The sequence below is a fragment of the Gracilimonas sediminicola genome (genome assembly GCF_024320785.1).
In the GTDB taxonomy this organism is placed as follows: domain Bacteria; phylum Bacteroidota; class Rhodothermia; order Balneolales; family Balneolaceae; genus Gracilimonas; species Gracilimonas sediminicola.
The window spans coordinates 341,794-365,256 of sequence record NZ_JANDBC010000003.1 but is presented as its reverse complement, the minus strand read 5'-3'; the positions used below and the strand labels follow the sequence as shown (position 1 = coordinate 365,256).

At 43.7% G+C, this 23,463-nt stretch carries 19 protein-coding genes; 6 read left to right on the top strand and 13 right to left on the bottom strand.

Annotated features, from left to right (window positions below):
- The first annotated feature begins 38 nt into the window (after window positions 1-38).
- The 3 genes from NM125_RS14615 to NM125_RS14605 are packed head-to-tail and all read left to right on the top strand — an operon-like array spanning window position 39 to window position 4,574.
- The gene (locus NM125_RS14615) at window positions 39-3,899 is read left to right on the top strand and encodes a DUF2194 domain-containing protein (protein WP_255135715.1); all 3,861 of its coding nucleotides are present in this window, start codon (window positions 39-41) and stop codon (window positions 3,897-3,899) included.
- Between the two features lie 32 nt (window positions 3,900-3,931).
- A complete protein-coding gene (locus NM125_RS14610; protein ID WP_255135714.1) occupies window positions 3,932-4,240 on the top strand; it encodes a DUF2752 domain-containing protein in 309 nt (102 codons plus the stop codon).
- Entirely contained in the window at window positions 4,233-4,574 is a 342-nt protein-coding gene (locus NM125_RS14605; protein WP_255135713.1) for a TM2 domain-containing protein, read from the top strand. Before NM125_RS14610 ends, NM125_RS14605 begins: the two co-directional genes overlap by 8 nt.
- Window positions 4,575-4,579: 5 nt before the next feature.
- Here the strand turns inward: NM125_RS14605 and NM125_RS14600 are convergent, their stop codons facing one another.
- The 3 genes from NM125_RS14600 to NM125_RS14590 are packed head-to-tail and all read right to left on the bottom strand — an operon-like array spanning window position 4,580 to window position 6,405.
- Window positions 4,580-5,452, bottom strand: a complete 873-nt coding sequence (locus tag NM125_RS14600) for a DUF5777 family beta-barrel protein (RefSeq protein ID WP_255135712.1) — start codon at window positions 5,450-5,452, stop codon at window positions 4,580-4,582.
- 1 nt (window position 5,453) lies between these two features.
- Window positions 5,454-5,999, bottom strand: coding sequence for a YceI family protein (locus tag NM125_RS14595; RefSeq protein ID WP_255135711.1), 546 nt, complete (start codon window positions 5,997-5,999; stop codon window positions 5,454-5,456).
- Window position 6,000: 1 nt separating this feature from the next.
- Entirely contained in the window at window positions 6,001-6,405 is a 405-nt protein-coding gene (locus NM125_RS14590) for a c-type cytochrome (RefSeq protein WP_255135710.1), read from the bottom strand.
- A 112-nt stretch (window positions 6,406-6,517) separates the two neighbouring features.
- On the opposite strand from NM125_RS14590, the gene NM125_RS14585 reads away from it, so the two are divergent.
- From NM125_RS14585 to mltG, 3 genes are all read left to right on the top strand, one after another.
- Window positions 6,518-7,063 (top strand): HD domain-containing protein, encoded by a 546-nt coding sequence (locus NM125_RS14585; RefSeq protein WP_255135709.1) that lies wholly within the window; start codon window positions 6,518-6,520, stop codon window positions 7,061-7,063.
- A gap of 81 nt (window positions 7,064-7,144) precedes the next feature.
- Window positions 7,145-8,410 (top strand): BamA/TamA family outer membrane protein, encoded by a 1,266-nt coding sequence (locus NM125_RS14580; protein WP_255135708.1) that lies wholly within the window; start codon window positions 7,145-7,147, stop codon window positions 8,408-8,410.
- A gap of 217 nt (window positions 8,411-8,627) precedes the next feature.
- The gene (gene mltG / locus NM125_RS14575; protein ID WP_255135707.1) at window positions 8,628-9,713 is read left to right on the top strand and encodes an endolytic transglycosylase MltG; all 1,086 of its coding nucleotides are present in this window, start codon (window positions 8,628-8,630) and stop codon (window positions 9,711-9,713) included.
- Between the two features lie 4 nt (window positions 9,714-9,717).
- On the opposite strand, the gene NM125_RS14570 is transcribed toward mltG, so the two are convergent.
- The 10 genes from NM125_RS14570 to metG all read right to left on the bottom strand — a co-directional run bounded on the left by NM125_RS14570 (window position 9,718) and on the right by metG (window position 23,427).
- On the bottom strand, window positions 9,718-11,427 hold the full coding sequence (locus NM125_RS14570) for an ABC transporter substrate-binding protein (RefSeq protein ID WP_255135706.1): 1,710 nt from the start codon (window positions 11,425-11,427) through the stop codon (window positions 9,718-9,720).
- A 140-nt stretch (window positions 11,428-11,567) separates the two neighbouring features.
- Window positions 11,568-13,154 carry an AbgT family transporter gene (locus tag NM125_RS14565; RefSeq protein WP_255135705.1) on the bottom strand — a complete coding sequence of 529 codons (1,587 nt, stop codon included), beginning with the start codon at window positions 13,152-13,154 and terminating at the stop codon, window positions 11,568-11,570.
- Window positions 13,155-13,227: 73 nt separating this feature from the next.
- The gene (gene guaA / locus NM125_RS14560; protein WP_255135704.1) at window positions 13,228-14,778 is read right to left on the bottom strand and encodes a glutamine-hydrolyzing GMP synthase; all 1,551 of its coding nucleotides are present in this window, start codon (window positions 14,776-14,778) and stop codon (window positions 13,228-13,230) included.
- Window positions 14,779-14,834: 56 nt separating this feature from the next.
- Window positions 14,835-15,215, bottom strand: a complete 381-nt coding sequence (gene gcvH, locus NM125_RS14555; protein ID WP_255135703.1) for a glycine cleavage system protein GcvH — start codon at window positions 15,213-15,215, stop codon at window positions 14,835-14,837.
- Window positions 15,216-15,221: 6 nt separating this feature from the next.
- Window positions 15,222-16,574 carry an acetyl-CoA carboxylase biotin carboxylase subunit gene (gene accC, locus NM125_RS14550; protein WP_255135702.1) on the bottom strand — a complete coding sequence of 451 codons (1,353 nt, stop codon included), beginning with the start codon at window positions 16,572-16,574 and terminating at the stop codon, window positions 15,222-15,224.
- A gap of 9 nt (window positions 16,575-16,583) precedes the next feature.
- Window positions 16,584-17,060: an acetyl-CoA carboxylase biotin carboxyl carrier protein gene (gene accB, locus NM125_RS14545; protein WP_255135701.1), complete on the bottom strand. Its 477-nt coding sequence runs from the start codon at window positions 17,058-17,060 to the stop codon at window positions 16,584-16,586.
- An 8-nt stretch (window positions 17,061-17,068) separates the two neighbouring features.
- Window positions 17,069-17,638, bottom strand: coding sequence for an elongation factor P (gene efp, locus NM125_RS14540; protein ID WP_255135700.1), 570 nt, complete (start codon window positions 17,636-17,638; stop codon window positions 17,069-17,071).
- Between the two features lie 67 nt (window positions 17,639-17,705).
- On the bottom strand, window positions 17,706-19,112 hold the full coding sequence (locus tag NM125_RS14535) for a sodium-dependent transporter (protein WP_255135699.1): 1,407 nt from the start codon (window positions 19,110-19,112) through the stop codon (window positions 17,706-17,708).
- A gap of 50 nt (window positions 19,113-19,162) precedes the next feature.
- Window positions 19,163-21,181, bottom strand: coding sequence for an alpha-amylase family glycosyl hydrolase (locus NM125_RS14530; protein ID WP_255135698.1), 2,019 nt, complete (start codon window positions 21,179-21,181; stop codon window positions 19,163-19,165).
- 206 nt (window positions 21,182-21,387) lie between these two features.
- Window positions 21,388-23,427 (bottom strand): methionine--tRNA ligase, encoded by a 2,040-nt coding sequence (gene metG / locus NM125_RS14525; RefSeq protein WP_255135697.1) that lies wholly within the window; start codon window positions 23,425-23,427, stop codon window positions 21,388-21,390.
- Between the last annotated feature and the right edge of the window lie 36 nt (window positions 23,428-23,463).

Below are 23,463 nucleotides of genomic sequence, written 5' to 3'. Positions count from 1 at the left end.
GAACTACCAGGTTTATTCAAAGCGCAGCATTGGCGTTCATGGTAATTTCTGTAGTCATGCTATCAGGCTGCCAGCAAGACGGTTCGTTCAGAGGATTTTCCGGGATTGAAGTATCATCTAACTCACCATTGGTTATGGTGATTAAGAACCAGGGAAGTGATTTCAGTGCAGAGGCATCCGAGCAGGTTCAGAAAGCACTTGATTACACCAAAATTCCCTACTTCACCATCGACTTTGGAATTTTAACCCAGGAATTTTCCATTCCGCAGTCGGTACGAAGCCTGATTGTAACTTCTGAACGTATTCAGGAGTTATCGGATGCTGAGATTGAGGGGATAGTTGAGTTTGTTACCCGTGGGAATTCTCTTGTAATTATCGGCCCGATTAATAACCCCCGGTTTTCCTTTCTGCAGGGCATTAAACAGGATGCTAATTTTGACGCAGATTCTATAAATGTGGGATTCCGGTTAAAGGAAGACGCTTTTCCGGGCATGCAGAATAGGCAATATAATCCCGACGGTCTGCTACCTCATTTTGGATTGTATAGGGAAGACTTCAGCGACGATATCTCGATTTTAGCAAGTACTGCAACGGATCCTGATCAACCCTTCATAATTTCGAATGAAATTGGGCTGGGTGAAGTTGTGACGGTAAACAGTTTCGTAGTTGGAGGGAAGATTTATCGGGGCATTCTTTTCTCATCTATTCTGAGGGGATTGCAAGGTATTCCATACCAGGTGGCCGATGTGAGTACCATTTTCCTGGATGACTTCCCTGCACCGCTCTATAATGAAAAGCTGCCGCCTATTGATGAAGAGTATGACGTCACACATGCCGAATTTGTAAGTAAAATCTGGTGGCCGGATATGGTAGCCTTAGCCGATTCTTTCGATATTACTTACTCAGCAATGACCGCGTTCAATTATAATGCGAATGTAGTTCCGCCTTTCGACTTTCAGGAATGGAGGCAGGGGTCCATCGTCTTTAATGACAATATCATACAGGGGAGTATTTTTCTGGCCAACAGCATAAAGAACACCCGACACGAACTGGCATTTCATGGGTATAATCACTTTTCGCTGTGGTCCGAGGATTGGGACAACATGAACTTCATGGTTTCGGCTCTTCAGGCCGCTCGCAAACGATGGAGAATTGATGGATTGGGGCCTTTACCAACAAATTATGTACCTCCTACAAATCAAATTGATTCTATCGGCATTCAGGCTATCATAAAAGGTATGCCGAGTATAGAATATATGAGTTCTCTATATTTTGGAGATCGTTCGGAAGGGCAGGGGCGGGAATTTGACCCCGATCCTTATGCTCCTACGGCTTTATTCAATTATCCACGGATAAGCAGTGGTTTTACTATGAATGAAAATTCCCTGATGGATCAACATGGCTTGCAACTGCTTACCGGAATCTGGAATCATTTTGTGCATCCCGATGATGTATTTCAGGTTACTCAACGAAGAGAAGATGAATTCTCGAGTCGAAATCCTTTGGGGCTTGGCTGGAAATCAGATCCGGAATATGGGTATGGTTTATATCAGCTTTTGAGCCGAAGAGTCAAACATACGTACCGTCATTATCCCAATAATAGATTTGTAGCAGCAACACTGGGGGGTAAAAAAACCGAAGACTGGAGGCAGCGGCTTTCCAACTATTCCTTAGACGGACCGTCCATCAAAATTAACACGGGATACAGAAATAATTACGTACCCAAGTTTCCAAATGATAACACACACTGGTACATGTACGTTACCCAAGAGCAAGTGAGGGAAGTTGAGAGTACTTTGAACAAACAAGGGCTGAGCTACAGCAGAACCGGAATTTGGGATGGATATCTATATCAGTTTAAAGTATCATCTGATGTGTTTTTCGTCCCCAATTTTGACAAGAGATTTTACTACGACCGGCAGTTCGTCAATAGCCTGGTCAGGGATCAAACCGATAACTTTCGTCAGTATAGCCTCATTGCATCCGATGGTTCTGCCTTCGATTCAGGGAATTGGCGGGATACTCGGATGGAAGACGCTGTTAGGGCGTGGCGACAAAATCCTACGGTTGCAAATCAAGAGCAGCTCATTTCTTTAAGCGTTGAATTTAATCAGATTTCCCGAGCCATAGATATTCTTGAAGATCGATTATTGCGGAATGAAGTATGGGTTCAGGATGATATTGATCGCCTGTTAACTTACTACGGCTGGGAGGGGATGCAGTCCAGGGCTGAACTTTTCCTGGAAAGATTATGGGAGGCGCATCGTTCGGGTAAAGTTATAGCGCTTAAGAATCAGGTTGTAGCCGAACTCGGACTTTTTGGTGAAGACTTTGAGCGCCGATGGAGATTGAGAGCCTTAGAGCTTGCCCCTGATGACTATGAGACGTTGCTGAGTTATACTAAGTCCATCGAATCGCAGGAGAACTGGCCGGAAATGAAAAAGAATCTGCTGAAACTGTTGAATATGCGTCCTCAAACAGATTCCCTTTATGCCTTCACCGTTCAGCGATCTATTTATTATGCAAGCCCGGACAGCACGATGGCTCTTGTGGAAGAGTTTCCCGATTACGCCTATGATCAACTAACCCCGTTTGCTTCCAACTTAGCGCTCATGTACGGTTTTGAAGCCAATGAGTATGAGAAAGCTTTGTTCTGGGCCAATAACGCTCCGGACTTTGAAGAACAGTTAAAGCTATTTTGGCTTTCACAGCTCAATCTGGATGCACTTTATCTGGCCAAAGCCAACGAGCTGATAACCAACAATCCTGATTATGCTGATCTCCGCTCTTTTGTTGGCTCAAATTTATTTTATGAAGGATTTGAAGAGCAGTCGTACAACACTTTATATCCGCTCTTTGAAAATAACCGGGAAAAGGGGTTGGCTGCTGATACGCTGATCAGAAATGAAATTGGCTTTAAACCGTATGAAGAGAAAAAAAGCTTCTTTCGAAAATACCCGAAGTTCTTTGATCCCGACCAGCGAAAGTCAATCAGGGACGAATACCGATGGACAGAAGGCGTAAGAACATCGCTGTTTGGAGAATACAGAAACGATAACTTCGATAACACCTTTGCCCGTGGTGGGCTTTCTGTTCAATTTGGGAACCGAAGACAAAACACGCATACCTTCAAATCAGAGTACCTGGTGTTTTCAGATGATAACCTCACCGGAAATGGAACGCTAAATTACCAGGGTGGAGGATATCAGTTTACGCATCGATCTGATAATCAACAGTTTGAATTTCGAATTGGCCCAACCGTTCTGGTTGATGGCAGTGAATTCATTCCTGAAGGGCTTATTGGGATGAGTTTCACCAAGGACTCCGCATTTACTTCCATTGAGATAACCGGAGGGGCAGAGCTCACATCCACTTCACTCCAAAACGACTACTACCAGGCACAGCTTCAACTGTACCGGCAGGATTATTTGTTTAATGGGAATGTAGTAAGCGCCTTGTCAGCAACCGGGAAATATTATACCAATGATGTGTTCAGGTATGGAGGGCAAATCCGACTGTTACTTGATTTGATGGAGACCAAATTCAGGGTCAGGCCCGTGGGTGAAGTGAGTTATGCCGATGCTACAGAAAGCTTCTTATCAGGTATACCATATTACACCCCCGATCAATATTTTGCCCAGGGTATTGGACTTGATTTCAGGTACCGCAACCCCGATACCTTTGACTATCGTACGCAGCTTACGGGTGAGATTTTTGGTAAACACGAACGAAGGGAAGGCTTCTTTTACTCAGGAAGAATTCAGCTCGAACATAAATTCAAAAACTTCTGGCAGGTCAGTATTGGAAGTGAAATATCCACCAGCGACGTGTATCGATCAAATCGGTTTTTCTTCACTATTTCTCATTACTTTCCCAGAAAGTTAAGACCCAGAAATTAGAAACTTAACCTAATAAGATGCGTAGTCGGGATATGCGCTTTATAAGAAAACATTTGGAGTGGTTTGTGTTCAGTGCCGGACTTGTGTTACTCGCACTTATGAGTCCTGAAAATGCCGGAACCTCACTCTGCTTTTTTGATTGGATTGGCATTGATTATTGTCCCGGTGAGGGATTGGGACATTCGGTATCCTACACATTCAGAGGAAATTTTGAATCCGCATTGCAAGCCCATTTAGCCGGACCGGCCGCCGTTTTCATCCTCTCAGGAAGAATCATCTACATTTGGAAAGAGCTTTATCAAGAATCAAAACTAACTACGAATAAGGAACAGCATGGCTAACGTTATAGATCATTTACCGGAAATAGAAGGGGACGAAGCACTATACGTCGGGAAGTTACTTTCTGACTTATCTGATGAACAGGCTTCTAAGTTTGCATCTGTGTACCGTTCACGAAGAAAAGACCCGCAAACGGTTTTAATTACCTGTATTCTTGGATTTTTCCTGATTGCAGGTGTGCATCGTCTTTTATTGAATCAAATCGGGATGGGCATCCTGTACATTTTTACCGGAGGTCTTTGCTTAATCGGTACCATTGTTGATTTGGTGAATTACAAAGACATGGCCTTTCAGTATAACCGTGGCGTAGCGAAGGAAATACAGTCGTACGTATAAGAGGTTTATTTACCCAAGCCAAAGAAACGGTTTATATTAAAACCGAACCGGAAATCAAGATCCAGAATATTGGTATCGGTACGGGCAAGCAGGTGTTGTTCGGTGAACCACCGTCCGCTCATAAAAAAGAGCTGAAAAACGTGCCCGCCGGTATCGATTTCGAAAGAGACGGCAACATGATCTTTAGTGTTCGGGTTTCTGTTTCTCAACACGGGCAGGTATTCGAAAGCGAGGGCATTTCGGTTGTTTAACTTATACCGGCCTGCTATTCCAAGACCAACTATGGTGTTGTACAACTTACCGTTATTCTGTTCTTTTACTACAGTATTAAAGTGGGAAACCATTGGAGAAACCTGCAGGCTCAGTTTGTCGTTAAATTTCCGGGCAACCATCACAGAAGTGAAATAATTAAGCCGCTCGGTAAAGGTATAATCAAAACGCCTTTCTTTTTGGGTAGAGATTCCCACATCACCTTTAATGGCAATTTGCACAGGCACTTTGTCTGACTTCAGTTGTTCAAGAATAACGTATTTGGCACGCAGATCTACAACGTCTTCAATGCCGGTCCGGCCAATCCCGATATCGAGCTTGTCTGTCACGCCGTAGTCGATACCTAAGCGAACGGCTGCTCCTCCATCCAGGCCATAAAAATCTTCAATTCCGCCCGATACCAGGCCGAAATTGTGCATCACCATGCTGTTCATGTTCTTTTTGGGCAGAGCAGTTACCGTACTTAAACCGGCAATACTTCCCGCAAGAAAAATATCTTCAACCGGTCCGTCCTGTACCGCTCGTTTTCGTTCCAGTACCTGTGCACTTAGCGAATAGCTGCCGAAAAGAAATACCAGTGTGATAAGTGTTGTTTTTCGAATAATCATATTAATCATCTACCGATTTTAATAATGCTTCAATTTCTATTTCCTGTTCCTGATCCACTTTTACAAAAAGCAGGCTGGGAGGGACGATATCGTAATCCTCGAGACGTAATATCCAGCTGGCTTTCACCAACAGTCCTTCCGGTTTCATTTGGAGGGTTCCTTCAATGGTAACCTCCCGGCTCACGCCATGAATCTTGAATTCACCCTTTACCTTTACTGACTGTTCGGCCGTTGTGTCCGGGTTAAAATCTGAAACCAATTCCCCGAAAAATTCTGCAAAAGGGAATTTCTTTGTTTCCAGGGTTTCCTTCATATCTCGATCTCTTTTCTCGATGCCTGTTTCCAGGGTCGTTAAGTCGATATAGAAGTCAACTTTGTTGTTGCTCAGGTTAATGAGCCCAGTCAGGTTCTCAGAATTACCGGAAAATGTGTGTAGCGGAACTCTGGAATGAAAGATAGCTGTGCCTTCCTCAGTCATATAAGACTGAGCTGAAGCCGTCGCAATAAATCCAAAGATTAAAATGAGGGTTGTTGTAAGTTTCTTCATACTAATTATCCTCCGCACCGCCTGTAATCCAGGCTTCAATTTGTGCGATTTCTGTTGGGGTGAGATACTGACCGGTGGTAGGCATCCGACTTCCGTAGGATGGGTCCGGCTTAATTTTTTCTACTAACGGACTGTTTCCCGGCTCACCGGGTACAACGATAGGCCCGCCCGCAACGGAACCTACACTATTCGTGGTAGTAGAGTAGGAAGTAAGGTTAACCCCGCTTGTTGAAGAATTAATGTGACAACTTCCACAATTTGAGGTAAATATTGGCTGAATATCAGCAGAATAACTAATATCATTTGGATCGATATCAGGAGTGTCTGAAATATCTTCCACGTTGCTGATACAACCAACACTAAAGAATAGTACAAAAAGAATAAGGGTTGAAAAAAAATAGCGCATATTAGCCTTGGTTAAATAATTATTTAGTTATTTAAAAATAACTGTTGAATGTTAAATGAATTTGGGTAACTAATGCAACTGTTAATACGAACATAAATATAGATCAGATGTTATGGCTGTAATAAAAAGAGAAGCTTCAGTTAAGCTGCTAAACGAATTTATTAAAGGAGAAAGTTTACTGAATCATTCAATGATGGTTGCAAAGGCTATGGAAGGTTATGCACGCACATTGAACAAATCAGAACAACAGGTAGAAGAGTGGTGGACTGCGGGTTTGTTACACGATTTGGATTGGGAGAAATACCCGGATGAACATCCACACAAAGCCGTAAGTGAGATACTCCCTGAGCACGATTATCCTGAATCTGTAATTGAAGCTATAAAAGCCCATGCTCCAGAAAGGACGGGTAAAGAACCGAATAGTGAGATTGAGCGATATCTTTTTGCCTGCGATGAGTTATCCGGTTTTATGAACGCTGTTTCATTGATGAGGCCTAACGGCTTTGAGGATATGAAGGTGAAATCGGTTACTAAAAAACTTAAGGATGCCAAGTTCGCAGCCAATGTGCCACGCGAAGATATAAGAAAGGGAGCTGAACTTATCGGCAAAGAACTCAATGATCACATTACCTTTTTGATCGGTGTATTTCGGTCATAGAACCGGGACTTCCTTTTTAAAGTATTTTTAACGTTATTATTCATAGTGGTTTAAGAGAAACATAATACGAGGTACATTACTATGAGAGTAATAACTGCATTTCTGATTGCACTGAGTGTTACACTTGGGTTGCCAGCACAGGATCTCGAAGTCAATTTTTATGAAGGTATTGATTTGTATGAGGGGATTGACGAGAAATTTTACTCCGGCAGTAATTTTGGAGTGAAAAATCCGATCTATTCAGCCTATCCCGTTTCCGGAATGATTCGACATAACAGGGTAGATGGATTATTTCTTGGATATCAGGAAGAAAAGATGGATTGGAATAACGCTAATTTTCTGGGAATTGAGAACGTTGACCTTCACGGGTTGATCGGGTATTCCGTAGCTCAAGATCAGCTACAGTATTCCATTGGTGCTGAGAAGAGTATAGGCACGGAACGAAAGTGGCTGCTCTTGGGAGGAGACCTTCATAATACTACTTCTACAGAAGATTACTGGCGAACAGGTATTTATGAAAATGCACTTACATCATTCGCAACCGGCTTTGATTATCATGATTATTACAATGCCGATGGGTACGGATTCTATGCGATTATCAAACCGGTTCGGTTTATAGAACTTGGAGCATCTTATAATGCAGATGAGTTTAGCTCTTTGGACGTGAATACTGAATTTTCTGTGATTTCAAATTATTCAAGCTTCCGGCCAAACCCGGCTATTGACAGTGACCTTGAGCAAATTAATAAACAAAGCCTCACTTTAGGACTCACCATAAATCCACGTACCGTAAACAGACATTCTTCGGTATGGTCAACGGTGTCAGCTAAGGCAGAAATTGCTGACCTTGGAGGTACAGAGAATGATTTCTTCTATAATAAATACCAGGTAGAAGCAAAGTCTTACTTTCGGTTAGACCACACCACGCTGTTCAAGTGGAGACTCATGGCCGGAAGTATTACGGGTGAAGCTCCGGATTTCAAAAACTTTGCTCTTGGTGGAATTGGAAGCATGCGGGCGGTGGGCTTTAAGTCGTTAACGGGAAACCAGATGGTATTGAGTAATCTGGAAGTAGAGCTTGGCAAAAGTAATTCCTATCGGGATGGGTGGCCGGATTTGAGTTCATTTTATATCTCACTTTTCCTTGATTCCGGAACGAGCATGTTCAACCAACGTTACTTAGAAACGACAAACCCGGTCTCTGATTTTGATGTTGGTTTCTCAGAACTTTCTCATAATGCCGGCATCGGTTTAGGTTTTGGGATGTTCAGAGCTGAGGTCGCAAAACCAATAGCTGGTTCGGAGGGGAGAACGTCATTCTGGATACGATTTAATCCAACTTTCTAAACACAATCTCGCTTAAATAAAGAAACCCGGACCGATCAAGGCCCGGGTTTTTTTCTTTAGGGCATTTGGTGCTTATGCAGCATCCAAAAGCTCTTTGCTCTTCGCCCAACAAATACGACCACGAAAAAGGAATGTTTCAGCAGAATCATAATTTGTTACAGCTGACCAACTTTACATCAGATATTCCCTTTTACATTTCAATTTGTATCTTTAGCGCATGAATATTCAACGACAATTTGCGGTAACAAAGCCCGAATTCATTACAACGATCCTGCTTTTTGTATTAATCGCAGTGATGGTATTGAGTTCAAGGCTCATTCGACTTACATCCGGTTCTTCATTGGTTTTTGAAGAACAGACGGAGATTTTACTTCCCGAGAATTCCGGATTACCAGACCTGCAACAGTATTTAGAAAGTGAAGGCATCGGATTCGATAAAACCGAAATGGAGTGGGCGGCACGTATTCTGGGATGGAGAAAGATGCAGCGTGGGCGGTATGTATTTGAAGGAGAATATTCTTACAACGGCTTCCTGTCAAAAATGGCACGGGGAATTCAGGACCCGGTTTCAGTAGTTATATTACCCGGTATTACAACAGACAGGTTCACTCAAGCTACAGCCGAGAACCTGCATTTTGATTCCGATTCTTTATTAGCATTAATGAATGACAGTACTTTTTTGGCTGAGAAAGATCTCTCCAAAGAAGAACTTTTCGGGCGCATGCTTCCCGAAACATATCTCATTTACTGGACCAGTTCTCCGAAAGAATTTCTGAATAAGGTATTGCGGGAATTTGATAATGCCTTCACGCAAGAGTATCACGAGCAAGCTGAGGAAATGGATATGAGCATTGACGAAGTTGTTACGCTGGCATCCATTGTGGAATGGGAAGCTAAAAATCAGGATGAGAAACCAATCATCAGTGGATTGTATTGGAACCGTCTGAACCGGGGGATGCGCCTGCAAGCCGATCCTACCGTAAATTTTGCTTTAGGGGAGCGAAGACGGCTTCTTTTTGAAGATTACCAGATAGATCATCCTTACAATACCTATATGAACAGGGGTTTGCCTCCGGGGCCAATCACCAACCCGAGTCTTTCCACCATTGAGGCTACTCTATATCCGGAAGACCATGACTATTTATATATGGTAGCTAATCCGGAAGGTGGACACGTGTTTACTCGAACCTTTAGTGAGCACCAGGCGGAAAGTGAGAAATGGCGACGCTGGCTACGTGAGCAATATCGAATTAAGAGGCAGCGCGAAGCTGAACAACAAGCCAACGAGCAGGAAACACGATAACCGTTTACTGTTCGCCAGCCCTTTCTTCGTCCTGAAGCTGTTTGATGCTCACTTCCTGATTAATGTGGGTATTCTGAAAGCTCACGTCCATGATCAGTCCGCGGTAGTTGTTGAATTTCTTTAGCCCTTCTTTCAGGTAAGCCGGATTTTGTACTCTTTTCAAAGTTCGTAATGCCACGTTGGCCGCATCATAACCGATAAGAGCAAAGCGATTTGGATCGGTATCGAAACGCAGGCGGAATTCACTTTCAAAATCTTCTATGTCTGTATTTCCGGGATTCTGCTCAAAGGTCTTGGTATAGTAAATTTCCGTATTCGGGAGATTTCGGGAATCGATATCGGCCATTTCCCATTCTTCAGAACCTAAAACCGTCATATCGGTTCCTATGGCTTCCAAATTGGTGAGTAGGGAACTTATAAGCGTCTCGGCGATATTGCCCGTAAACGGCGCATATACGGCATCTATATTGTAATTGAAAACCGTATCCACTTCGGGGTCAAAGTTTCTGGCGTATTTACTTATGTCGTAGCCTTCTGACTCAAGTTCTTCCACATAATATCTGACCACTTCGCCACCCAGCTTGCGAGCTTCATCAAGAAAAGCCACGGCTGAGGGTTCACCTAAAGAGCCCCGCTCTGCGATTACGGCCAGCGTATCATATCCTAAATTCCGGATGGCAAATTGCGCCATTCTTTGACCCTGAATCGCAAAGGTAGGATTCAACTGGTAGGTATAATTGTGATCAAGGTTCAGGCTGTCTGAATTGGCAAGGGGAGTGAGCATGGGAATTTCATACAGCTCCGCGTATTGAGACATGGCTACTGCCACTTCCGAAAAAAGCGGGCCGATGATGATATCAGCATCGTGGTTCCAGGCCAGTTCATTAGCAATAGCCGGAGCATTGGCTGCATCAGCACCGGTGTTTTTGTAGGTGAGAAACGCCTTCAGATCCGTATTCTCACTGTTGAATTTTTCTACGGCAAGCTGGATACCAAAGTACAGGTGTTGGGGGATTTCAAACTGAGGAGATTCAATTTCAAACTGAGGAAGAGCCACCCCGATGTTATAGGCTAAACCGGATGGAGCCTTGGTGTACCGGTTCGGATTATACCGCTGCATATAGGCAGCAGAATCGCCCAGCAAAGCTTCTATGGAAGCAAAATTGGTTGTGTCCGAGATCGTGCTGGTCTTATAGGCTTTGAAAAGGGCCCGTGCAGAAACCAAATCCAGTTTACCAATTCCGGCTTCAACAAGGTCAAGCCGTACAGCATCATACTTTGTAGCTCTGAAAGCATTGAACCGCTGCTCAAGAGTGAGGTAGTTAACGACATCGCGGTAAAAAGAGAAGGCTGCCCGTGATACAGAAGGTTCTCGTGAATTCTGTTTTAGTTCATGCAGGGCATCCAGAGAAGCTGCAAAGTTCTTTAGCTGGAAATCGGCAAGAGAAGCCGTGTATTTAGCTTCGCTGAATATTTCAGAGGAGGTGCTGTCAACCTTACCCAGATATTCCTTTGCTTTGATGAAGTTGTTTAGTGCATAATAGCTTTTGCCTGCAAATAGCTGAGCACTCGGATTGTTGGATTGTTCAAAAATTCGAAGAGCTCGTTCGTAGTTTCCTTCCTCGTAAAACTCAATGCCGGTTTCTATAGATTGAGCGATGGCGGAAAAAGAAAAAGTGAACAGAAGTACTAAAGAAAATAGAAGTCGTTTCATCAAATAGGGTATGAATATGTTAGTTTCTGAATTTATAACTAAGCAAAGGCTAAAAAGTTCTGAATTTGTGTGTCGTTTATATCACAGTGCGTTTAGTTCAACGTCGCAAAGCTTTTAAAAGGTAATTTCTATAAAGAGCATTACATGGCCGGGTAAACATAATTAGACTCAAAGCTTAATGGAATTCCAATCCACCAGTAAAGCAACAAGAAGATCGTCCAAACAACCATGAAAATTAGCGAGTATGGAAGCATCATGGAAATAAGGGTTCCGATTCCTGTATTCTTAACGTAACGCTGACAGAACACGACAACAAGCGGGAAGTAGGGTAATAAAGGAGTTATGATGTTAGAAACGGAATCTCCGACCCGGTATGCTGCCTGAGTTAAATCGGGTGAAATGCCTAACTGCATAAGCATAGGCACAAATATGGGAGCGATAAGAGCCCACTTTGCAGAGGCAGAGCCAACCAGCAGGTTTACAACTGCACTCAAAATGATGATCCCCACAATGGTAACCTGCCCGGGTAACGCCAGAGACTGTAAAAAGTTAGCTCCCTTTAGAGCTACCAAAAGACCGATATTTGATTCAGAAAAGGCATCGATAAAAAGGGCACAAAAGAAAGCCATTACAATATAATAGCCCATGCTCTCCATCGACTTTTTCATATTATCGATCATGTCTTTAGAGGATGTGTACTTACCGGATACATATCCATAAACCACACCGGGAATTAATAGAAAGATAAAAATCAGGGGTACAATGGCCTGCATCAAAGGTGCCTGGAATGAAAAAAGAGAGCTCACATCCGGGTTGTCCCAGTTTGGATCACGGAGAGCAGAACCTTCCGGCCAGGCCCAAATAAACAAACCAATGATTCCAAGTATCATTGCGCCAAATCCAAGCCAGAAAGCACGGCTTTCTTTATCAGTTACGGTTTCCATCTGGGGCATTTCGTCCTCGTCTCCGTCAACTTTAACATTGGCAAGGCGGGGTTCAACGATTTTATCGGTGATGTACCAGCCAACAAGCACAATCAGAATACTGGAGGCCCCGGTGAAATAGATATTGTTCAATGGATTCAGTGCAATATCCGGGTCAAGAATTTTTGCTGCTTCAAGCGTAAAGCTCATAATAAGCGGGTCGATAGCAGAAGGAATGAAGTTGGCAGAAAACCCGCCACTTACACCGGCAAAAGCAGCTGCAATTCCAGCCAAGGGATGCCTTCCCGCCGCGTAAAAAATCACTCCGCCAAGTGGGATTACCAATACATAACCTGCATCTGCCGCCGTGTGGCTGACGATAGCAATCAGTATAAGCATGGGGGTTAGAAATGCTTTTGGCGTAAAATTCAAAAGCTTTTTCAACCCTGCATCTATCCAGCCGGAATGTTCAGCTACTCCCACACCAAGCATCGCAACAAGCACAATACCCAATGGAGCAAACAATACAAATGTACTGATCATGTTGGCCAAAAAATCAGCCATGCTTTCACCGGTCAGCAAATTCTTAACGGCAAGCTCGTTGCCGGTCAAAGGATGGGTTTCTCCAAAATCAATGGGAGAGAGCACAGCGGATAGTATCCACACAAAAACCAGCAACATGAGAAAAAGCATTGCAGGATCAGGAAGCTTATTCCCGGCTTTTTCTATAAAATTGAGAAATTTGTCAAAGAGAGAAGAGCCTTTGGTTTCTTTTGCCTGCTTTTTTTTGGTTGATTCAGCCACGAGATTTCAACTTAGTTATTGTTGGAATATTGAAGGCAAAAAATAAGATTTTCACCGGGTTTTACAAGCACAATCATTCCCACTCAATAGTGGCCGGAGGTTTTGAGCTTATATCATAAACCACCCGATTAATTCCCTTGATCTCGTTTATAATTCGATTCGAAACATGAGCCAGAAACTCATAGGGAAGATGTGACCAGTCGGCCGTCATACCGTCCAGGCTGGTGACAGCTCTCAGGGCGATGGTGAACTCATAGGTGCGTTCATCGCCCATTACACCTACGCTTTGAACCGGCAGCAGGACAGCCAGTGCTTGCCATACATCGTTGTATAAATTCTGTTCTTTAAGCTCTTCAACAAAAATATAATCGGCTTCTCGTAACAAATTGAGTCGATCTTCAGACAACTCACCCAATACCCGAATTCCAAGTCCGGGACCGGGAAAAGGATGGCGTCCTATAAAGTGATCAGGAATACCTAATGTACGTCCGACTTCACGGACTTCATCTTTAAAAAGCTCACGAACCGGCTCAATCAGATCGAGCTTCATTTTTTCCGGAAGTCCACCCACATTGTGGTGTGATTTTATAGTTGCAGATGGACCTTTGAAAGATACACTTTCAATGACGTCGGGATAAAGAGTACCCTGCGCCAGGTATTTGAAATCGGCATCGTCGCCAATTTCCTCCTCGAAAACATCGATAAAAGTATTTCCGATGATCTTTCGCTTTTCCTCAGGATCAGAAATGCCGGTTAATCGATCTAAGAATAATTTTGAAGCGTCAACGCCTTTAACGGGCAGATGTAAATCCTGCGTGTAGAGATCCAATACCGACTCAAATTCATTTTTTCTCAATAATCCGTTGTCCACGAACACACATTGTAACTGATCTCCAATGGCTTTGTGAATAAGCGTGGCCACTACTGTAGAATCTACTCCGCCGGAAAGGGCACATAATACTTTGTCATCTCCGACTTTTTCACGTATAGATTGAATCTGCTCATCAATAAAAGACTCGGAAGTCCAGTCGCCTTTCAGGCCACATATGGTATAGGCAAAATTCTGGAGCAACTGCTTTCCATGTTCGGTATGGGCAACTTCAGGGTGAAATTGAACTCCATAAATATGATTTTCTTTATGCCGGACCGCTGCAACCTTAGCATTCGTTGTGTGCCCGATAATTTCGTAGGAAGGAGGGAGCTCATGAATGTGATCACCGTGGCTCATCCAAACCACACTTTCATCTTCAATATCCTTTAACAGGTCTTCACTATTATCAATAAGAAGATTAGCCCGGCCATATTCCCGTTTTTCAGCTTTTTCAACACTACCGGGGATTTCAGTATGAGCTAATAACTGAAGTCCGTAACAAACTCCGAGAATAGGGATATCCCAATCTATAATTTTGGCTTGAAGACCAGGGGCATCCTTGTCATTTACACTTTTGGGGCCACCGGAAAGAATGATTCCACCCGGAGTAGGTGTAGATACTTCATCCAGGTTTACGTTGTAAGGGTGAATTTCACAGTAAATATGAAGTTCACGAAGCCGGCGTGCAATGAGTTGTGTGAATTGAGAACCGTAATCAAGGATGAGAATCCATTCCGAATGTCGGCTGTGCATGAAGCTTTTTGTAAGATATTAGTGAATGAAATAAATAAAGCCTGTACCGGAAAGGGTTAAGCTATGACTTCTTCGTATTCTTCAGCTGAGAGCAGGTCGTCCATCTGAGAGTCATCAGCTATTTTGATCTTAACCATCCAGCCGTCGCCATATGGATCATCATTAACCAATTCTGGTTCATCTTCAAGCTTCTCATTCAGCTCAACGATTTCCCCATCGAGAGGAGCATAGAGATCCGATACTGTTTTTACAGCTTCAACGGTTCCGAACGTATCATCCTTGGAGAATTCTGAGCCTTCAGGTTCCAGTTCCACAAAAACAATATCGCCTAATTCACCCTGAGCAAAATCGGTGATACCGATGGTGGCCGTTCCGTCGCCGTTATCTTTAATCCACTCATGTTCGCGGGTGTATTTCAGTTCAGCTGGTATGCTCATCGTTGTTTAGTCTTCTTTGGGTGTATATTTAAATTCTCTTTCCAGATACTTGGTATCAAACTTCCCTTTAATAAAGTTCTCATCATCCATAAGCTGAATGTGGTAGGGAATAGTGGTCTTAATTCCTTCAATGATGAATTCCTTAAGAGCGCGCTTCATTTTCTTGATGGCATCCACTCGGGTTGGTGCGCTAACAATCAGCTTTGCGATCATAGAATCATAATGTGGTGGAATTCGATAGCCGGAGTAAGCATGCGTGTCTAATCTAACTCCATGCCCACCGGGAGGGTGGAATACGGTAATTTCACCAGCAGAAGGACGGAAATTATGTTCCGGATCTTCCGCATTAATACGGCATTCAATCGCATGATTTTTAAACTCCAGTGTGAAAGGCTTCAGCTTTTCGCCGGCCGCTACTTTAATCTGTTCTTCAATCAAATCGATACCGGTTACTTCTTCGGTAACGGGGTGCTCTACCTGGATCCGGGTGTTCATTTCCATGAAGTAGAAGTTGTGGTCGTCATCAACCAAAAACTCTACTGTTCCGGCACCTTCATAATTTACAGCTTTGGCTGCATTGGTAGCCGCATCGCCCATTCTCTTACGAAGTTCTTCCGTCATTAGGGGAGAAGGAGATTCCTCCAGCACTTTTTGGTGGCGACGTTGTAACGAACAATCCCGTTCACCTAAGTGGGTATGATTGCCATGTTGATCAGATAAAACTTGAATCTCTACATGGTGAGGGTTGGTTACAAAACGCTCAATATAGACGGCAGGGTTGTTAAAGGCGGTTTCAGCCTCATTACGGCACATTTTGTAATTCTTTTCAAGCTCAGAGGCTTCCATCACCATACGCATACCACGGCCTCCGCCACCGGCCGATGCTTTAATGATAACGGGGTACCCAATCTCATCACAAACTTTCTTGGCCTCTTCGTAGCTATCCACTTCACCGTCACTTCCCGGCACAACCGGAACGTTGTTAGCAATCATGGTAGCTTTTGCTACGGATTTATCACCCATTTTGCCAATGGCTTCAGGCGATGGACCGATAAATTTAATGTCATGCTCTCCGCAAATACGGGAGAATTCAGCATTTTCAGCCAAAAAACCATAACCGGGGTGAATAGCTTCCGCATTTGTAATTTCGGCAGCTGCTAAGATGCTTGGGATTTTGAGGTAACTTTCCTTACCGGCAGCCGGACCAATGCAAACCGCTTCATCAGCGAATTTAACATGAAGGCTGTCAGCATCAGCTGTAGAATACACGGCTACAGTTTTGATGCCCATTTCCTGGCAGGTGCGAATAATTCGCAGTGCAATTTCTCCTCGGTTGGCAATCAGAATTTTTTTAAACATGAAAGCCGCTTAGTCTTTTTTAATAATGAAAAGTGGTTGTTCGTATTCAACGGGCTGAGCATCATCCACCAGGATTTGCTTTACCGTTCCGCCGAATTCAGCTTCAATTTCATTCATGATCTTCATGGCTTCCACAATACAAAGCGTGTCGCCTTTAGAAACTTTATCTCCAACTTTCACAAAAGGATCAGAGTCGGGTGATGGAGATTCATAAAAAGTACCAACAATAGGGGAAGTTACCGTATCACCTTCAGCCTGTGGCGCTGAGTCATCCGATTCTCCCTGAGCAGGAGTTGTTGCCGGTTGTGCGGGAGCAGCAGGCTGAGCCGGTGCTTGAGGCGCTGCGGCAGGTTGTGAATAGGTAACCTGTTGAACTTCACCCTGTTTCTTAACTTTAATTTTGAAATCGCCTTCTTCGAGAGATACTTCGTTAACATCACTCTCGGCGATCATGTCTAAAATGTTTTTGATCAGTTTTAAATCCATGATAAGTCTTATTTAGCTCGTTCTATATATTCTCCGGTTCGGGTATCAACGCGAATTTTCTCGCCTTCGTTGATGAAAAGTGGAACTTGAACCGTAGCTCCAGATTCCAATGTAGCGGGTTTACTTCCGCCTTGTGCGGTGTCGCCACGAACACCGGGATCTGTTTGTTCTACCGTGGCTTCAATATGATCTTTGGGTTCTACATATAACACCGACTCTTCGTCAGCGTTTACAACCACAACACAGTTGTGGCCATCTATCAGGAACCCCTTTCGTTCTACCTGGGATGCGTTCACGGGAATTTGCTCGTAGGTGTCGGTGTGCATCAGGTAAAAAAGTTCTCCATCGTTATAGAGGTACTGATACTCACGGGTTTCAACCCGGACAGCTTCTGCATTTTCACCTGAACGCCAGGTTTTGTCAATATTCTTATCGTTTACAATTCCTTTAAGCTTCGTGCGGACGAAAGCAGGGCCTTTACCCGGCTTTACGTGCTGAAACTCAGTGATGGAGTAGAGTTCTCCGTCCAGATCCAGAACCATACCGTTTCTGAAATCTGATGTTGATACTTTAGACATTCTTTAAGTTTTCCTCCGATAAATTTCGCTCAAAAATACCACCTGCCCACTTGGATAACAAATGAGTTTAGATGAAATTCGAGATCAAATTATAGAGAATGGCTGCAGGACAAATATATTTGATGAAAACAGGCCAAACTTTAGAAAACAGGGTTTGTTTGATACCCGCAAACCCGTATTCCATTTCGTTCAAAGCCTGGTCGGTTTTCCATACATAACCCACAAACAAGCAGATTAAAAATCCACCAAGAGGTAAACCGATGGTGCTGAACAGGTAGTCGAACCAACCGATTAAGGCGGGGAAGAAGGCAACGGTGATGGAAACAACCAAAATACCCAAACCTACCATCCAGGCTGCTTTCTTTCGCTGTACTTCAAACTCATCAATCACGTACGAAACCGGTACTTCCAACAGCGAAATGGTTGATGTGAGTGCTGCAATACTAAGCAGCAGGAAGAACGTCACTCCTAATAACATACCTACAGAACCGCCAATGGTGTGGAAGAGGGCAGGAAGTATTTGGAAAACAAGATCGGTACTGGAGGCCAATGAACCACCAGCATTAATGTTGATACCCTGACTTTGAGCAAGGTACATCGCCGGTACAATAAGTAAACCGGCTAAAAAGGCGATTCCCACATCAGCTAAGGTTACAAAAGCTGCTGCCTGAGGAATATTCTCTTTCTTATTCAGGTAAGAACCGTAAGTGATAAGAGCACCCATCCCTAAAGAGAGGGAGAAGAAAGCCTGACCCATGGCAGAAAAGATCAGTCCTGCATTAATTTTACTGAAATCCGGTAATAAGTAAATACTCACACCTTCAGCACTTCCGGGTTGAAGTAGTACATAAATAATCATCACCACAATAATCCCGATAAGTAAGGGCATCATTGCTTTGGTAGCGCGTTCAATCCCATCGCTTACACCGGCGGTAATAATCTTAATAGTCCCCAGCATGAAAACGGTAGCAATAATCGCGTTTTTAAATCCATTTCCAGTATCCGTAAGCCAGTCTGCGGCACCTTTCATGCTCGCTGAATATGATTCCCAACCAATTCCACCAAATAGATTTTGTAATAGTTCGGAACTAGCCAAGAAGTAGAAGATTTCCTCAAAGGCGAAACCAAAAGCCCAACCGGCTACTACCGTATAGAAGGAGAGAATCATCACCCCACAAATAACACCCCATAATCCCACCAAAGGGAAAAATTTACTGGAACTGATAGCTTTAAATGCACCAACAGGGTTTTTGCCTGATTTTCTACCAATCGTAATCTCGGCTACCATCACCGGAAAACCGATCGCAAAGGTACATAACAGATAAATTAACAGGTAAGCGGCACCGCCTTCGGTAGCAACTTTAGTAGGGAAAGCCCAAATGTTACCAAGTCCTACCGCTGAGCCGGCAGCTGCGAGTACAAAGCCAAGTTTTGAATTCCATGAACCGCGGTCGGTTGTGGTTGTTCCAGCCAAGTGTGTTCCTCCTTAGGATAATTTAAATGAAAAGGTAAAATATTTTAAGCTTAGCTCACACGCAACTTTCTTAATACAACTCCTGAAGTAGCGGGAACAATCATTGATTTTTCAACACTTTGAATGGTTGAAGATCCCGCTTTGTCGGGGTTTACAACGATTTCCCAATAGCCATCAGGAAGTATAATTTCGTATGCATGCTCTTTGCTTGCGTTCAATGATACAAAGTAATCGTACATATCACCTGAACTTTTTCCGTCAATGGAAAAGGTGATATGAAGCGGATCGTTATATACTTTGAAATTAATCTCATCCGGTGCTGCCTTTCTTAAAGCCGGGGCATCTAACCGTAAGTCTATCAATCCTTTATAATATTCAAATAAAGATTTATTGAGACTGATTTCATTAAAATTCAGCCAGTTCGTCTCATTGTCTTTATTGTAACTGTCGTGATCCAGCATTCCATTTTTCGGATCAATACCGGCCGGATCCTGAATCATTTTTGAGCGTGCCCATTCCTGCCCGGCATGCATCATGGCTATACCCTGAGAAACGAATAAAGATAGCGCAGCCAATTTCGCAATTTTCCCTTCTTTTTCAGAAAGAGATGTGAGTGTTCTTTTGTCTTCAAAAACGGTATCAGCTTTTGAATGATCCAAAGCAATTCGGATATAATCTCCCAATGTGTATCCATCATGACTTTCGAGGTAATTTACCGAGTGACCGGAATGATTGAACAAGCCATGTTCTCCGGATTCCAGCGTACCTCTTAATAAGTTTTCGATGCCAAAGCGGGAGAGGTTGGGATCGGTTTCACCAAAAATGAACCCTTTACTTTCTTTGGGGTGATATCCTTTGAATCCATTTCGGATTTTATCATTCCAGCAAGCCCAGTCATGGTCCGAGAAGCCGGCCGGTTTATAATCTCCGCCCCAGGGTTCGGCAATAAGAATAACATCGGGGTTGATTTTTCGGGCTTCTTCTTTAATAAGATCAATGGTTTCCCAATCGATGATGCCAGCCAAATCAAACCGAAATCCATCAATGTGGTATTCCTTCATCCAGTGTTTAACAGATTCTACGATGAGTTCCCGGGCATGCTTTTGGGAGGTGTCGATGTCATTGCCCGTCCAGCTATCATTCAGGTAGTTCCCCATTTCATCCAGCCGGAAGTAATGATCTTTGGCTGTGTACTTAAGGGGATTCAAATCATAATGCGAGGCATGATTGTACACCACATCCATAATGACGGATATTTCTTCTTTGTGAAGGGCCTTAACCAACGACTTCAGCTCGTTGGCTGCTTTTGTGCTGTTGCCCACAACCTGTCCGGGTTCCAGCGAAGCATCAGAAGCATATATTGTTTCCGGGGCAAAGAAGAAGGAGGTCATATATCCCCAGTAATTTCTGGCATAGGGATTCCAGGTGTTTTTTACCCCTTCGTAGGTTTCTTCGTTGAATGGTGGCTCGTAATACCCAAACTTTTGAAGGGGAAGAAACTCTACCGCATTCACTCCGAGCTTTTTCAGGTGACGGATTCCCCCAACCTCAGCCTCTCGAAAATCATTATAAATTCCCTGCACAAAGGTTTTTGCAGAGGAATGGGCCACCATATCCTTAATATGAGTTTCGTAAATAATCAGATCTCTGGGATCTTCAGGCGTCACATAGTCATCACCTTCCCAATCAAATGTGTTGTTCTCAACAATCTTTGTTTTTGGGAATTGCAGGTGGTGATTGGTTGAGGTCACATGCCGGCTTCTTGGGTCAGCTATGTGGTATTCGGTAGGTTCAAAAAACGGGTCATCCTCGGGTCCATTAATTCTATACGCATACCATTTGTCGTAGAACGTGTCCTGTATAAGTGTTTCCCAGATGCCGTGTTCGTTCTTTTCTAAAGGAAATTCGAGTCCGGCCTTGTGCTCATATTCATCGTAGATAATGACGGCCACTGATGTTGCTTTAGGTGCAAAAAGCCTAAAAACGGTCTGACTTCCTCGGCAGGTATAGCCTAAGGGATATTCCTCGAGACCCTCGATGGTACAAGTATTTTCAGTTTCTAATTTCATTTAGTGTATTCCAAAAAAAGAGGACTGTCTTTGCGAGGAGACAAGTTTATTAATGTCAGTTTGGGAAGCGAAACGACGAAGCAAACTTGGGATAGCAACATCCCAAATAGTAAGGGAGATCGACGCGTCGAATTATAACTGAGTTGAAATTTAGGCACCGATGCTCCTCGCGATGACATAATTAATGCTATTCTAATGGTATACAACTATGTAATCGTACTTCCGGGTTCGGCGTCCGTTTCTACGAACTTCAGATTTCCCTCAGAGTCTTCAGCCATCAAAATCATACCTTGGCTTTCAACACCCATCAGCTTTTTAGGAGCGAGGTTTGCCACCACACTCACTTTTTGGCCAGGAAGGTCCTCTGCGTTAAAATGCTTGGCAATTCCGGATACAATCTGGCGCTTCTCCAGCCCGATATCCACCGTAAACTTAATAAGCTTGTCAGACTTTTCGATTTTCTCAGCCGTAAGGATTTTGCCGGCTCGCAGATCCAGCTTCATGAAATCTCCGAATTCGATGTCATCCTTTAATTCAGGAACATCCGGGGTCGGGTCGGCGGCTTTAGCTTTATCGTACAGTTTTTGAATTTGTTCTTCTATGAGTTCGTCCTCAATTTTATCAAATAGAATGTCGCCCTGGTTAACAGGAGTACCTTTTTCCAGCATATTCGGGGTGATGTCATCCCAACTGAAATTATCACTTAACCCAAATTGAGCTCTGAGTTGTTTCATTTTAGCAGGGAGAATAGGATCAAACAAGCAGGAGAGAGCCGCACTGATTTGCAGACTCACATATAGCGTATTCCCACATTTGACCGGATCATCTTTGCGTGTTTTCCATGGCTCGGTTTCTGTAAAATAGCGATTACCAATACGAGCCAGATTCATCGTTTCGTTGATGGCTTCCTTAAATCGGAAGTTCTCATAAGCCTGGGTAATTTTCTCCTTTTGATCACGGATTGACTGCAAGGTTTCCTTATCTAAATCGGAAGGCTCAATAAGCTCGGGTACTTTTCCGTCCGCATAATTAGCCGTGAAGGAAAGAGAGCGGTTGGTGAAGTTACCCAATACATCCGCCAGCTCTGTATTTACTCTGGTCTGGAAATCTTTCCAGGAGAAATCAGAATCTTTTGATTCCGGCAGGGTAGTCCCAAGCGCATACCGAAGCAGGTCGGGATTGAATTTCTCAACATCCAGGTATTCATGCAACCAAACAGCCCAACCCCGTGAGGTGGATAGTTTCTTGCCTTCCAGGTTTAAAAACTCATTTGCCGGCACATTTTTGGGCAATACATAATCACCATGCTCCATCAATACAACAGGGAACATAATGCAGTGGAACACAATGTTATCTTTACCAATAAAGTGGTATAGCTCGGTATCTTCATCCTGCCAAAAATCTTTCCAGAGCTCCGGCTTGCCTTGTTCCTGCGCCCATTCTTTGGTGGCCGATACATATCCGATAGGAGCATCGAACCACACATATAATACTTTGCCTTTGGCCTCATCAAGAGGTACCGGAACGCCCCAGCTTAAATCGCGGGTGGCAGCTCGATCAGCAAGTCCGTCATTCAGCCAGCTTTTAACCTGACCCATTACATTGGGCTTCCAGTTCTCGCGACTGTCGATCCATTTCTCGAGTTTTGGTTGAACATCTCCCAGCGGCATGTACCAGTGCTCAGTTTTTTTGAGCTCCGGCTTTTCTCCGGACAAAGCACTGACCGGATTTTTTAATTCCGTTGGGGAAAGGGAGGTTCCGCAGTTTTCACACTGATCACCGTAAGCTTCTTCAAAACCACAATTAGGACAAGTTCCTTTTACATAGCGATCGGGGAGGAACATATCCGACTTGGGATCATATAGCTGCTCTTCCGTTTTCTTTTTAAAGAATCCCTTCTCGTGCAGATTGGTAAAGAACTCCCGGGAAGTTTCATGATGAACTTTGGAGCTGGTTCTTCCATAATAGTCGAAGGTGATTCCAAAATCTTCAAATACCTTCTTATTCATCTCATGATAGCGATCCACAATATCCTGAGGAGAAACACCTTCTTTTTCTGCGGCGATGGTTATGGGCACACCGTGCTCGTCGGATCCGCAGATGAAGGCTACATCGGCATCCGTACGGCGTTTATAGCGGCAGTAAAAGTCAGGAGTGAGGTAAGCTCCGGCAAGGTGACCAAGGTGAATAGGTCCGTTGGCATAGGGCAGCGCCGAAGTAACAAGAATTCTTTTTTTATTGGGCATGAATGAGTTTTATCCGTCTTTTTTCCGAAGATAAGA